At 44.4% G+C, this 12,825-nt stretch carries 13 protein-coding genes and 1 riboswitch; of the genes, 12 read left to right on the forward strand and 1 reads right to left on the reverse strand.

What is annotated here, in order from left to right; all coding sequences use genetic code 11:
- The first annotated feature begins 96 nt into the window (after positions 1 to 96).
- Positions 97 to 202: riboswitch (SAM riboswitch) on the forward strand.
- A 161-nt stretch (positions 203 to 363) separates the two neighbouring features.
- The 7 genes from NSQ09_RS14330 (at position 364) to sirC (ending at position 6,073) form a co-directional block, all read left to right on the forward strand.
- Positions 364 to 1,065, forward strand: coding sequence for a phosphoadenylyl-sulfate reductase (locus NSQ09_RS14330; RefSeq protein WP_029317783.1), 702 nt, complete (start codon positions 364 to 366; stop codon positions 1,063 to 1,065).
- Between the two features lie 11 nt (positions 1,066 to 1,076).
- Complete coding sequence (cysP, locus tag NSQ09_RS14335) at positions 1,077 to 2,141, forward strand: sulfate permease (protein WP_103330241.1); 1,065 nt, start codon at positions 1,077 to 1,079, stop codon at positions 2,139 to 2,141.
- Between the two features lie 48 nt (positions 2,142 to 2,189).
- Positions 2,190 to 3,338, forward strand: coding sequence for a sulfate adenylyltransferase (gene sat, locus NSQ09_RS14340; RefSeq protein ID WP_129134274.1), 1,149 nt, complete (start codon positions 2,190 to 2,192; stop codon positions 3,336 to 3,338).
- Between the two features lie 12 nt (positions 3,339 to 3,350).
- Positions 3,351 to 3,944, forward strand: coding sequence for an adenylyl-sulfate kinase (gene cysC, locus NSQ09_RS14345; RefSeq protein ID WP_015252120.1), 594 nt, complete (start codon positions 3,351 to 3,353; stop codon positions 3,942 to 3,944).
- Positions 3,945 to 4,042: 98 nt separating this feature from the next.
- Positions 4,043 to 4,816 carry a uroporphyrinogen-III C-methyltransferase gene (gene cobA, locus NSQ09_RS14350; protein ID WP_015383623.1) on the forward strand — a complete coding sequence of 258 codons (774 nt, stop codon included), beginning with the start codon at positions 4,043 to 4,045 and terminating at the stop codon, positions 4,814 to 4,816.
- 2 nt (positions 4,817 to 4,818) lie between these two features.
- Positions 4,819 to 5,604 (forward strand): sirohydrochlorin chelatase, encoded by a 786-nt coding sequence (gene sirB, locus NSQ09_RS14355; protein ID WP_024572607.1) that lies wholly within the window; start codon positions 4,819 to 4,821, stop codon positions 5,602 to 5,604.
- Positions 5,585 to 6,073, forward strand: coding sequence for a precorrin-2 dehydrogenase (gene sirC / locus NSQ09_RS14360; protein ID WP_017694847.1), 489 nt, complete (start codon positions 5,585 to 5,587; stop codon positions 6,071 to 6,073). The genes sirB and sirC overlap by 20 nt, the downstream gene beginning before the upstream one ends.
- Before the next feature lie 39 nt (positions 6,074 to 6,112).
- On the opposite strand, the gene rqcH is transcribed toward sirC, so the two are convergent.
- Positions 6,113 to 7,825: a tRNA modification protein RqcH gene (gene rqcH / locus NSQ09_RS14365; RefSeq protein ID WP_172843760.1), complete on the reverse strand. Its 1,713-nt coding sequence runs from the start codon at positions 7,823 to 7,825 to the stop codon at positions 6,113 to 6,115.
- A gap of 121 nt (positions 7,826 to 7,946) precedes the next feature.
- On the opposite strand from rqcH, the gene NSQ09_RS14370 reads away from it, so the two are divergent.
- The 5 genes from NSQ09_RS14370 (at position 7,947) to rpoZ (ending at position 12,752) form a co-directional block, all read left to right on the forward strand.
- Entirely contained in the window at positions 7,947 to 10,619 is a 2,673-nt protein-coding gene (locus NSQ09_RS14370) for a calcium-translocating P-type ATPase, SERCA-type (RefSeq protein ID WP_041057411.1), read from the forward strand.
- 82 nt (positions 10,620 to 10,701) lie between these two features.
- Positions 10,702 to 11,577, forward strand: coding sequence for a YicC/YloC family endoribonuclease (locus tag NSQ09_RS14375; protein WP_009967215.1), 876 nt, complete (start codon positions 10,702 to 10,704; stop codon positions 11,575 to 11,577).
- Positions 11,578 to 11,653: 76 nt separating this feature from the next.
- Positions 11,654 to 11,923 carry an extracellular matrix/biofilm regulator RemA gene (gene remA / locus NSQ09_RS14380; RefSeq protein WP_003154355.1) on the forward strand — a complete coding sequence of 90 codons (270 nt, stop codon included), beginning with the start codon at positions 11,654 to 11,656 and terminating at the stop codon, positions 11,921 to 11,923.
- A 7-nt stretch (positions 11,924 to 11,930) separates the two neighbouring features.
- Complete coding sequence (gene gmk / locus NSQ09_RS14385; protein WP_003232083.1) at positions 11,931 to 12,545, forward strand: guanylate kinase; 615 nt, start codon at positions 11,931 to 11,933, stop codon at positions 12,543 to 12,545.
- Between the two features lie 3 nt (positions 12,546 to 12,548).
- Positions 12,549 to 12,752: a DNA-directed RNA polymerase subunit omega gene (gene rpoZ, locus NSQ09_RS14390; protein WP_003221520.1), complete on the forward strand. Its 204-nt coding sequence runs from the start codon at positions 12,549 to 12,551 to the stop codon at positions 12,750 to 12,752.
- Positions 12,753 to 12,825: the final 73 nt, after the last annotated feature.

Here is a 12,825-nt window from a genome sequence, read left to right on the forward strand (position 1 = left end):
AAAACAGGCTGTGAGGCCTGTTTTTTTTATTAATCCTATAAAAAAAGTCGGGTTGACTTATGTTAGAATTGTGCTAAAATTTACTACAAATCTAAAAACTTATCAAGAGCGGCTGAGGGACTGGACCTATGAAGCCCGGCAACCTGCATAGTTTGTAAGGTGCTACTTCCAGCAAAATGAATTCCATTTTGAAAGATAAGGGCTGCATGCTGTTCCTGTCTTTCTTTCCGCCGGATTGAAAGTTTTTTATTTTAAGAGGTAAAAAGGCTATCTGTATATCAGCAGCCGCGAATCACATTACATGGGAAAAGACAACCGGCAGAAAGCTACTGTTTGTTTGTCTCCGAAAGGAGGAAAGAAGAAATGTTAACGTATGATAATTGGGAAGAACCAACGATTACATTTCCGGAAGACGATCCTTATAAAGGAGCGCTGTCAGTTTTAAAATGGGCATACGGCCATTACGGCGATCAGCTTGTTTATGCCTGCAGTTTCGGAATTGAGGGAATCGTTCTGATTGACTTAATTTATAAAGTGAAAAAAGACGCAGAGATTGTGTTTCTTGATACAGGACTTCATTTTAAAGAAACCTATGAAACAATTGAACGAGTGAAAGAGCGTTATCCGGGTCTTAATATCATCCTGAAAAAACCGGATCTCACCCTTGAGGAACAAGCCGAAGAACATGGTGACAAACTGTGGGAAAGAGAGCCGAATCAGTGCTGCTATCTTAGAAAGGTCGTTCCTTTAAGAGAGGCGCTTTCAGGACATCCAGCCTGGCTTTCCGGCCTGCGCCGCGATCAAGGGCCAAGCCGTGCCAATACGAATTTCTTAAACAAAGATGAAAAATTCAAGTCAGTAAAAGTTTGCCCGCTTATCCATTGGACTTGGAAAGACATTTGGAGATACACATCCCGGAATGAACTGGACTACAATCCGCTTCATGACCAAGGATATCCAAGTATTGGCTGTGCGCCTTGCACTGCTCCCGCTTTTACAGCAGAGGATTTGCGCTCAGGCAGATGGAATGGTATGGCGAAAACAGAATGCGGACTGCATGAATAAGGAGCTGCAAAATGGAATTAGCCGCTATTTTATTTAGCTTGTTTTTCGCGATGAATATTGGTGCAAGCGGCGCTGCAGCTTCGATGGGGGTTGCTTACGGCTCCGGAGCCATCAAAAAGAAAACCTACGCTTTGATCCTATGCGCAGTCGGTGTCTTTGCCGGGGCGGTCATTGGCGGAGGCGAGGTTGTAAAAACAATCAGCTCCGGCATTATTCCTGAGCAGACGATTACACTGACGATTGTTTGCATCATTATTGGAGCTGCTGCCCTGTCGCTCTTTACTGCTAATCTGCTCGGCATTCCTTTGTCGACAAGTGAAGTAACAGTCGGCGCGGTTGTCGGCGTGGGAGTGGCTTATAAAGTATTGTTTGTGAACAATCTTCTGATCATTGTGTCATTTTGGGTTTTTGTCCCGCTGTTCGCTTTCGGCTTCACCTATTTCGTATCTAAGCTGTTTCGTTATTTTAAGATTGAAGTAAAATCTTCTAAAAAGCAAAAAATCCTCGGCATTGTTTTGTTAGTTGCCGGATTTTTCGAAGCATTCTCTGCCGGCATGAATAACGTGGCGAATGCTGTTGGCCCGTTAGTAGCTGCCGGTGTGCTTGATGTCGGAAAAGGAACCTTGTATGGAGGAGCTTTTGTTGCGCTTGGCGCACTGTTATTAGGCCGGCGTGTGCTAGAAACAAACGGGAAGAAAATTACGAGATTCTCCAAAGGGGAAGGCATTCTCTTATCCGGTACAGGAGCGGGACTGGTGATCATCAGTTCTGTATTTGGGATGCCGGTGCCCTTGGCGCAAGTCACGTCATCGTCTATTATCGGAATAGGCATGGCAAAAAACGGTCCGAACGTGTTCCATAAACAAGTTGTTCAAACGATGCTGAAGGTATGGATCGTATCGCCGTTTTTATCTTTATCGATTTCTTATCTGCTTGTATCCTTGTTTTTAAAAGCAGATTATTATTCGATCTTTATCATGGTAAGTGTGCTTTTAGCGACGGGCGGTGCCGTCAGCCTGACAAAGGCCATTCGTAAAGAGAGACGCTCAGTCCACGAACAAGGCGGGGGAATCTGATCATTAATCTGAGTAATTTTATAAGTTAACTAGGAGGAGATGGATATTATGAGCTTAGCACCACACGGAGGAACATTAATAAACAGAGTAGATGAATCATATGATGTGAGCGGCATTCAAAAAGAAATTGAACTTGATTTAATTTCTTTCGCGGATTTGGAATTGATCGGTATCGGTGCATACAGCCCGATTGAAGGTTTCTTTAATGAAAAAGATTACGTATCTGTGGTCGAAAACATGCGTCTTTCTTCCGGCGTTGTCTGGTCTCTTCCAATCACGCTTCCGGTCGATGCGCAAAAAGCAGCGGAACTGTCAGTTGGTGAAACGGTAAAGTTAACGTATGAAGGAGAAACATACGGCGTTATCCAAATCGAAGACCTGTATGTGCCTGACAAACAAAAAGAAGCTGTCAATGTGTACAAAACAGATGAACAGGAGCATCCTGGTGTTAAAAAGCTGTTCAGCCGCGGCAATACATATGTCGGCGGGCCGATTACGTTGATTAAAAAAGCTTCAAAACAGTTCCCTGAATTTACATTTGAACCGTCAGAAACGAGACGCCAGTTTGCGGAAAATGGCTGGGAAACCATTGTCGGTTTCCAAACAAGAAACCCTGTTCACAGAGCGCATGAATACATTCAAAAAACGGCTCTTGAAACAGTAGACGGCTTGTTCTTGAATCCGTTAGTAGGTGAAACAAAATCTGATGACATTCCAGCTGATGTACGGATGGAAAGCTACCAAGTGCTTCTTGATCATTATTACCCGAAAGATCGCGTTTTCCTTGGTGTCTTTTTAGCGGCGATGCGTTATGCAGGCCCGAGAGAAGCAATTTTCCACGCGCTTGTCAGAAAGAACTACGGCTGCACACATTTCATCGTCGGCCGTGATCATGCAGGTGTAGGTGACTATTACGGAACATACGAAGCACAGGAGCTGTTTGACACATTTAAACCTGAAGAACTCGGGATTACGCCGCTGAAATTTGAGCACAGCTTCTTCTGTAAAAAATGCGGAAATATGGGAACAGCGAAAACATGCCCTCATGGCAGAGAGCATCACGTCATTTTATCAGGCACTAAGGTAAGAGGCATGCTGAGAGACGGTGTGCTGCCGCCTGCTGAATTCAGTCGAAAAGAAGTCGTAGAAGTGTTAATCAAAGGGATGAAGAAAAAAGAAGAAGTAGGCGTATCTTAAGGAGGACTGGCAGTGACAAATCGCGATATTGTATGGCATGAAGCCTCTATCACAAAAGAAGAGTACCAGCAAAAAAACAAGCATAAAAGCTCCATTCTCTGGCTGACAGGGTTAAGCGGCTCAGGCAAATCAACGATTGCCAACGCCGCTGCGAGAGAATTGTTTGAGCAAGGCTACCAAGTGATTGTGCTGGACGGGGATAATATCCGTCACGGCTTAAATAAGGATCTTGGTTTTTCTGATGAAGACCGAAAAGAAAACATCCGCCGAATCGGAGAGGTGGCAAAGCTTTTTGTTCAGCAGGGAACCATTGTGATTACTGCTTTTATCTCTCCTTTCCGCGAGGACAGGCAACAGGTTCGCGAGCTTGTGGAAGCGGGCGAATTTAATGAAGTCTACATTAAATGCGACCTTGATATTTGTGAACAAAGAGATCCGAAAGGGCTTTACAAAAAAGCAAGAAACGGAGAGATTCCGTTCTTTACAGGAATTGATTCACCTTATGAAGAACCGGAAGCTCCAGAGCTCGTTCTTGATTCAGGACAGCATGACCGTGAAGCGTGTAAAAATCAGCTGATCGAGTTTGTTAAACAAAAATTGAGCTGAATATGATCTGCTGTGTTCTTCTCAGATGCCGGAATGCAAGCGAGAATAACATCACAGCGAATGTTCTGGAAGAACTCGAATAGATCGGGGGAAATACGATGGGGAAAGTATATATTGTAGGAGCGGGTCCTGGTGACCCTGATCTGTTGACAATTAAAGCGCTGAAAGCCATTGAAAAAGCTGATGTCATCTTATATGACAGATTAGTAAATAAAGAGATTTTACAATATGCCAAAGAGCAAGCAGACCTGATCTACTGCGGGAAGCTTCCAGATTTTCATACGATGAAGCAGGAAACCATCAATCGATTTCTTGTGAAGTATGCGCAAAAAGGGAAAATGGTTGTCAGACTGAAAGGCGGAGACCCTTTTGTGTTCGGCAGAGGAGGGGAAGAAGCGGAATGCCTCTCTGAAAATGGAATTCCGTTTGAAATCATCCCCGGCATTACGTCTGGAATCGCGGCAGCCGCTTATGCCGGGATTCCTGTTACTCATCGGGAGGCGGGCTCTAACGTCGCTTTTGTAACGGGTCATTATAAAAAAGAAGAAGATTTTGAGGAAAAGTGGAAAGCGCTGGCTACAGGAATTGATACACTTGTCATCTATATGGGTATCAAAAACGTGCAGCAGATTGAAAGAAAACTCCTTGAAAACGGCCGGGACGGTTCTACGCCGGCAGCCTTTATTCATTGGGGAACAACGGACAAGCAAAAATCTGTTTTTTGTACAGTTGACACCCTTTCAGAAACGGTGGTAAAAGAAAACATTACAAATCCGAGTTTAATTGTCATTGGAAATGTTGTAAATTATCACTATAAGCTGGAATGGTTTGAATCTGAACTGAAAAAACAAGATTTAAGCGAGGCGTTGTAAAAATGAAACAAGCAATTTTATATGTCGGCCACGGCAGCCGGGTCAAAAAAGCACAGCAAGAAGCCGCAGCCTTTTTGGAAGGATGCAAGGCCCACATCTCTGTGCCAGTACAAGAAATCAGCTTTTTAGAGCTTCAGGAGCCGACAATTGAGACAGGATTTGAAGCATGTGTGAAGCAAGGCGCCACTCATATCGCAGTGGTGCCTCTGCTTCTTTTAACAGCTGCGCATGCAAAACATGATATTCCGGAAGAAATTGCCCGTGTTGCATCCCGATATCCGTCAGTCCGCATTTCATATGGAAAGCCGATCGGGATTGACGAAGAAGTAGTCAAGGCTGTATATCACCGAATGAAAGACATAGGTGTTCCATATGAAAATGCCAGAGTGGTACTCATCGGAAGGGGAAGTTCAGATCCAGATGTCAAAAGAGACGTAACTGGTATTGCTAATCTTCTTCAGGAAATGATTCCAGTCAAGGAAGTCATTCCGTGCTTTTTGACAGCATGCGGCCCTAATTACAAAGAGGTTTTTTCAGAACTTAAAAAAGATGACGGCATAACAACCTTTATCGTTCCATATTTGCTCTTTACGGGTATGCTGATGAATGAAATCGAACGAGAGGTTCAGAAATTAAAAGCTCATAATCCGAACGTCTACCTCTCTTCCTATATCGGTTTTCATCCTCATGTGAAAAACGCATTTTTGAACCGTGTGAGAGAAACTGCGGCAAATCCTGAGGGGCAATTTGATTTTGATGGAGGTTCATATGCTTCCGCTGCACATTAGCCTGGAAAAGAAGAAGGTTGTGATTGCGGGGGGCGGCAGCATCGCTCTCAGAAGGCTGAAAACGGTGATTTCTGAGGGAGCTGATATAACGCTCGTCAGTCCGGATGTTGAACCGGAAATCAAGCAAATGGCAGAAGAGCGACGTATCAAATGGGAAAAACGGACAATTGAAAAAGAAGATTATCTCAATGCTTTCTTCATTATTGCTGCGACGGATAATGCGGCAGTGAACAAAGAAATTGCCCAATCCGCATCGCCTTTTCAGCTTGTCAATTGTGTCAGTGACGCTGAGCTTGGCAATGTATATATGCCGAAAATCGTCAAAAGAGGGCATGTCACTGTGTCTGTTTCTACAAGCGGAGCCAGTCCAAAGCACACGAAAGAGCTTGCTGAAAACGTGGATAAGCTGATTGACGGCGATTTTATTGCTGAAGTGAACAGGCTTTATCAGGTGAGAAGAAAGAAATAAGCCAGAGCATACAAATGCTCTGGCTTTTCTTTATGCGGCTCAGCTTTTTTTGAGCTTGATGACAGTATCAGCATCAGGCGTGACAAAGACGGTATGCTGGCTGTCATAGGTGACGAAACCGGGTTTCGCGCCGTTTGGTTTTTTGACATGTCTGATTTTTGTATAATCTACAGGCACTGAACTTGAATCTTTAGCTTTTGAAAAATAAGCTGCAATTGTCGCGGCTTCCATGATTGTTTGCTCATCCGGTTCGCTGCTTCTGATCACAACGTGGGAGCCTGGAATGTCCTTCGTGTGAAGCCAGATATCGTCTCTGGCCGCCGCTCTTGTCGTTAAATATTCATTTTGACGATTGTTCTTACCCACTAAAATTGTCAGCCCTGAGGTGGATTCATATGTTTCTAACACCGGATTGTGCGGTTTTTGCTTTTTCTGGCCTTTTTGCTGCTTAGGGCGTAAATATTTGCCCTCTACAAGCTCTTCCCTGATTTCGCTGATATCCCGGGGAGAAGCGGACGAAAGCTGCTGAATCAGCTGATCAAAATATTCGATCTCTTCCTGTGCCAGCCTGATTTGCTCCTCGACAACTGCGACCGAATTTTTCGCTTTCTGATACTTCGTGAAATAGGCCTGTGCGTTTTCAGAAGGCGTTTTGTTCGGGTTTAAAGGAATCGTGATTGTCGGGCTTTCTTCATCATAATAATTGATGACCTCAGCCTGTTTATCACCTTTTTTCAGCATATATAAATTAGCGGTTAAAAGCTCTCCGTAAAGCTGAAATTCCTTCGCGTTTTCCGAATACTCCAGGGTTTTCTCTAATTTTTTGATTTTGTTGGCATTCTTCTTCCGTTCGTTCACAACAAAACGCTCAAGATCCTGAGCCTGTTGCTTGACCCGGTCTCGTTCAGCTTTTCCGAAATAAAAACGGTCGAGCAGTTCGCTTAATGTATCAAAACTGCGCGCTTCGCCCTTTAGATGAGTCAGCTCCAGCAGATAAAAATATTCCTTTCCGTTTACAGTCGTAATGTTGGGAATGAAACGGTGCTCTTTCACTTCGGCAAACAGTGCCAGCAATGCTTTTGGCAGTGTGACTTTGTTGGCAAGGCCTGCTCTGTGAACCGCTTCTTTGGCGAAAAGCGGAGACACCCCTGAAAAGTAGTCGACAATTTGTTTATCAAGCCTTCCTTCTTGAAAGCTGAGGTGACGCAAAATATCATCTTCTGACGCCTCAAGAGGCGATATTTTGTCCTGGGCAGGCGGAAGCTTATAATCTTGGCCGGGCAGTACTGTACGGTAGCTGTTCATTGACGGTGATAAATGCTTAAGTCCGTCGATGATCACATTTTCTGCTGCGTCAGTCAAAATGATATTGCTGTGGCGGCCCATAATTTCTACATAAAGCTTTCGTACGGTTTCATCGCCAATTTCGTTTCGGCTTTTGATATGAAAAATCATAATGCGGTCTAAGCCCGCTTGTTCAATTTTCTCAATGAATCCGCCTTCGATATGCTTTCTCAGCAACATGCAAAACATTGGCGGTTCGCTTGGATTTTCATAAGCTTGTGCCGTGATATGCACCCGTGAATAGCTCGGATGTGCCGATAATAATAGTTTTTGGTTTTTTCCCTTGGCACGGATGTGGAAAATCACATCGTGCTTATATGGCTGATGGATTTTTGTAATTCGTCCGCCCATTATTTTCTCGTTAAGTTCGTGTGTCATTCCGTATGTAAACATGCCATCAAACGACATATGCAATACACCCTCTCATTCTTCCTGCATTCGATAATTATAGCATGAAATGGGACGAGTCAGAATAAGCATGCTTATAGAGTGATATCTCTATAAGAGAGCAGGGGAGTGGACGAGCGGAATGAAGTTTCATGAAATGGGACAAACAGATTTACTAGAGGCAACCAATACGTCCATGAAACAAGGATTAACAGAAAAAGAGGTAAAAAAACGCCTTGACAAGCATGGACCAAACGAGCTGCAAGAAGGGAAAAAAACTTCAGCGCTTCTCTTGTTTTTCGCGCAGTTCAAAGATTTTATGGTGCTTGTGCTTCTGGCGGCAACGTTAATCTCAGGTTTTCTTGGTGAATATGTAGATGCGGTTGCGATTATTGCGATTGTGTTTGTGAATGGCATACTCGGTTTCTTTCAAGAAAGGCGTGCTGAGCAATCTCTTCAGGCTTTAAAAGAGCTTTCAACACCGCATGTCATGGCACTCAGAGAAGGAAGCTGGACAAAGATTCCTTCTAAGGAACTGGTGCCGGGTGATATTGTGAAATTTACGAGCGGGGACAGAATTGGCGCAGACGTTCGAATTGTTGAAGCAAGAAGCCTTGAAATAGAAGAATCAGCGCTGACCGGGGAATCAATCCCGGTTGTGAAGCATGCTGATAAATTGAAAAAACCGGATGTTTCACTTGGCGATATTACCAATATGGCATTTATGGGTACGATTGTGACCCGCGGCAGCGGTGTGGGGGTTGTCGTCGGGACAGGAATGAATACGGCTATGGGGAAAATTGCCGACATGCTTGAATCGGCAGGGACATTGTCAACCCCGCTGCAAAGAAGACTGGAGCAGCTCGGGAAGATTTTGATTGTTGTTGCATTGCTTCTGACCGTACTTGTCGTTGCTGTCGGTGTTATTCAGGGGCATGATCTGTACAGTATGTTTTTAGCAGGTGTCTCGTTAGCGGTAGCTGCTATTCCGGAGGGGCTGCCGGCGATTGTGACAGTGGCGCTTTCGCTTGGTGTACAGCGGATGATTAAACAAAAATCCATTGTTAGAAAGCTTCCTGCTGTTGAAACGCTTGGGTGTGCGTCTATCATTTGTTCAGATAAAACAGGGACAATGACCCAAAACAAAATGACGGTGACACATGTCTGGTCCGGAGGGAAAACATGGAGAGTGGCAGGGGCCGGCTATGAACCGAAAGGAAGCTTCACACTAAACGAAAAAGAGATCAATGTCAATGAACATAAGCCGCTTCAGCAGATGCTTCTGTTCGGAGCGCTTTGTAACAACTCCAATATTGAGAAAAGAGACGGCGAATATGTGCTTGACGGAGATCCGACAGAGGGAGCGCTGCTCACCGCGGCAAGAAAAGGCGGTTTTTCAAAGGAGTTTGTTGAATCAAACTACCGGGTGATCGAAGAATTTCCGTTTGATTCTGCACGGAAAATGATGACTGTCATCGTAGAGGATCAAGACAGAAAGCGCTATATCATTACAAAAGGTGCACCGGATGTACTGATGCAGCGATCTTCCCGTATTTATTATGACGGCTCAGCGGCTCTTTTTTCAAATGAAAGAAAAGCAGAAACAGAGGCGGTATTAAGACATTTGGCATCACAGGCGCTCAGAACGATAGCGGTCGCCTACAGGCCGATAAAAGCAGGCGAAACACCGTCAATGGAGCAGGCGGAAAAAGACCTGACCATGCTTGGCCTTTCAGGTATCATTGATCCCCCGCGGCCGGAAGTCAGACAGGCGATAAAAGAATGCCGTGAAGCAGGAATTAAGACCGTTATGATAACAGGTGATCATGTAGAAACCGCTAAAGCGATAGCGAAAGACTTGCGCCTCCTTCCGAAAAGCGGCAAAATCATGGACGGCAAGATGCTGAATGAACTTTCTCAAGAAGAGCTTTCTCATGTGGTGGAGGATGTATATGTATTTGCCCGCGTTTCCCCTGAACATAAACTAAAAATCGTAAAAGCCTATCAGGAGAACGGGCATATTGTGGCGATGACGGGAGACGGCGTCAATGATGCTCCTGCCATTAAACAAGCTGATATCGGCGTCTCTATGGGTATTACCGGGACAGATGTGGCCAAAGAAGCATCATCTCTTGTTCTCGTAGATGATAATTTTGCGACGATTAAATCAGCGATAAAAGAAGGCAGGAACATCTACGAAAATATCAGGAAGTTTATCAGATACCTGTTGGCGTCTAACGTCGGAGAAATCCTTGTCATGCTGTTTGCGATGCTGCTGGCCCTTCCTTTACCGCTCGTTCCGATTCAGATTTTGTGGGTCAACTTGGTGACGGACGGATTGCCGGCAATGGCGCTCGGCATGGATCAGCCGGAAGGAGACGTCATGAAGCGCAAGCCCCGTCATCCGAAAGAAGGGGTATTTGCCCGCAAGCTAGGATGGAAGGTCGTTTCCAGAGGATTTTTAATCGGAGTTGCCACTATTTTAGCGTTTATCATTGTGTACCACCGCAATCCGGAAAACTTGGCTTATGCCCAGACGATCGCGTTTGCCACATTGGTGCTCGCTCAGCTTATTCACGTGTTTGACTGCCGCAGCGAAACTTCTGTTTTCTCTAGAAATCCGTTTCAAAACCTGTATTTAATCGGCGCGGTATTGTCATCCATTTTGCTGATGCTTGTAGTAATCTACTATCCGCCGCTTCAGCCGATTTTCCATACTGTAGCCATCACGCCGGGGGACTGGATGCTCGTCATCGGTATGTCTGCCATCCCTACTTTTTTGCTGGCGGGGTCACTTTTAACAAGAAAAAAATAAATTCATATGATATAATCTTAGGGGTAATAGCGTGTCTATTGCCCTTTTATTATGAGAACAGGGAAGAATTGGGTGTTTTAAAATGATACGAAGTATGACAGGCTTCGGCAGTGCAAGCAAAACACAAGACGATCTCTCTGTAAGCGTTGAACTTAAATCTGTGAACTACAGATTTAAAGAAGTGAACGCTCGTTTGCCAAGGCCTTTGCTATATTTTGAAGATAAGCTGAAACAGACCATTCTGCAGCATATTCAGCGCGGAAGAATTGAGCTTTTCGTATCCGTTGACAGCGATATGCTTGTTGAGAAAAGGCTTGAAATTGATTGGCCGCTGCTCGATGAGTTTGTCGCAGCCGCGAGAGATATGAAGAAGCGGTATCAATTGTCTGCAGAGCCCGATGTAATGGATTTCTTTAAGCTTGATCATGTCGTCCAGGTTCATGAAGAACAGACGCAAAATGACAAGCTGGAGGCGTTGATCATCGATGCTGCAGAAGAAGCGGTAAAAGGTCTCTGTGAAATGCGTGAAAAAGAGGGGCTGCTCTTAGCGAAAGACTGCCTGATGCATATTGATCAGCTTGAAGAGCTGGTGAGAGAAACTGAATTGCTGGCTGCAGATGTCGTATCTCGTTATCGGGAACGGCTGTACGCCAGAATCAAAGAATGGACTGAAGACGTATTAGACGAGAGCCGGCTTGTAACAGAATGCGCTATTTTTGCAGACCGCTCTGATATCACTGAAGAGATTACAAGGCTGAAGAGCCACTTCGCCCAGTTTCGTGATATATTAGCTAGTGGCGGAGCTGTCGGGCGCAAACTCGACTTTCTTGTTCAGGAGCTCAATCGGGAAGCAAATACGATCGGCTCAAAAGCAAATGATCATCAGATCACAAAGCTTGTCGTTGAAATGAAAAGTTCTATTGAAAAAATAAAAGAACAAGTGCAAAATATAGAATAGTGACTGTGCGTATTGTTTACAGACGGTCTTACTAGGCTAAACTAGAGACGTCTATTTTACAGGGGGAACGTAGAAGATGACGATTAAACTGATTAATATCGGATTTGGCAATATCATCTCCGCCAATCGGATGATTTCGATTGTCAGCCCGGAGTCTGCGCCAATCAAACGGATGATTCAGGATGCAAGAGACCGCGGAATGCTAATTGACGCTACATACGGACGAAGAACCCGTGCAGTTGTCGTCATGGATAGTGATCACATTATCTTATCTGCCGTCCAGCCTGAGACAGTTGCACACAGACTTTCTGTTAAAGAAGAAATTATGGATGAAGGGCAGGGGTAATTGCCGCATGAAAGAAAGAGGGTTATTAATCGTTCTCTCAGGTCCCTCAGGAGTTGGTAAAGGAACGGTGCGACAAGCGATCTTTTCGCAGGAAGACACAAAATTTGAATATTCGATTTCAGTAACCACAAGAAGTCCAAGAGAGGGCGAAGTGAACGGAGTCGATTATTTTTTCAAAACAAGAGACGAATTCGAACAAATGATTGCGGACAACAAGCTGCTTGAATGGGCAGAGTATGTCGGCAATTATTACGGCACGCCAGTCGATTATGTTGAACAGACGCTTCAAGATGGAAAAGACGTCTTTTTAGAAATTGAAGTTCAAGGGGCTCTTCAAGTGAGAAATGCTTTCCCGGAAGGCCTGTTTATTTTCCTTGCGCCTCCAAGCCTTTCTGAACTGAAAAACAGAATCGTGACACGAGGCACAGAAACAGACGCTCTGATTGAAAATCGAATGAAAGCCGCAAAAGCTGAGATCGAAATGATGGATGCTTATGACTATGTCGTTGAAAACGATAATGTCGAAACGGCTTGCGATAAAATCAAAGCAATCGTTCTTGCTGAACATTTGAAGCGTGAACGCGTTGCACCAAGATATAAGAAAATGCTGGAGGTTGAATAATCAATGTTAGATCCGTCAATTGATTCTTTAATGAATAAATTAGATTCAAAATATACGCTGGTGACTGTTTCTGCGAGACGCGCACGTGAAATGCAAATCAAAAAAGACCAAATGATTGAACATACGATTTCACACAAATATGTAGGCAAAGCTTTAGAAGAAATTGATGCAGGCCTGCTTTCGTTTGAAAAGGAAGACCGCGAATAGTAGCACAAGTAGCAACCTATATCACATGTAGGTTGTTATTTTTTTCCGTGCGGTTTTGTAAAGTGCAGAGGGG

The sequence above is a fragment of the Bacillus sp. FSL W8-1202 genome (assembly GCF_038006165.1).
Taxonomy (GTDB): Bacteria; Bacillota; Bacilli; order Bacillales; family Bacillaceae; genus Bacillus; species Bacillus subtilis.

What these genes read in the sequence shown, in the direction of transcription:
- NSQ09_RS14330 (WP_029317783.1), top strand. Translation starts at nt 364, where the DNA reads ATGTTAACGTATGATAATTGGGAAGAACCAACGATTACATTTCCGGAA.
- cysP (WP_103330241.1), top strand. Translation starts at nt 1,077, where the DNA reads ATGGAATTAGCCGCTATTTTATTTAGCTTGTTTTTCGCGATGAATATT.
- sat (WP_129134274.1), top strand. Translation starts at nt 2,190, where the DNA reads ATGAGCTTAGCACCACACGGAGGAACATTAATAAACAGAGTAGATGAA.
- cobA (WP_015383623.1), top strand. Translation starts at nt 4,043, where the DNA reads ATGGGGAAAGTATATATTGTAGGAGCGGGTCCTGGTGACCCTGATCTG.
- sirB (WP_024572607.1), top strand. Translation starts at nt 4,819, where the DNA reads ATGAAACAAGCAATTTTATATGTCGGCCACGGCAGCCGGGTCAAAAAA.
- sirC (WP_017694847.1), top strand. Translation starts at nt 5,585, where the DNA reads ATGCTTCCGCTGCACATTAGCCTGGAAAAGAAGAAGGTTGTGATTGCG.
- rqcH (WP_172843760.1), bottom strand. Translation starts at nt 7,825, where the DNA reads ATGTCGTTTGATGGCATGTTTACATACGGAATGACACACGAACTTAAC.
- NSQ09_RS14370 (WP_041057411.1), top strand. Translation starts at nt 7,947, where the DNA reads ATGAAGTTTCATGAAATGGGACAAACAGATTTACTAGAGGCAACCAAT.
- NSQ09_RS14375 (WP_009967215.1), top strand. Translation starts at nt 10,702, where the DNA reads ATGATACGAAGTATGACAGGCTTCGGCAGTGCAAGCAAAACACAAGAC.
- remA (WP_003154355.1), top strand. Translation starts at nt 11,654, where the DNA reads ATGACGATTAAACTGATTAATATCGGATTTGGCAATATCATCTCCGCC.
- gmk (WP_003232083.1), top strand. Translation starts at nt 11,931, where the DNA reads ATGAAAGAAAGAGGGTTATTAATCGTTCTCTCAGGTCCCTCAGGAGTT.
- rpoZ (WP_003221520.1), top strand. Translation starts at nt 12,549, where the DNA reads ATGTTAGATCCGTCAATTGATTCTTTAATGAATAAATTAGATTCAAAA.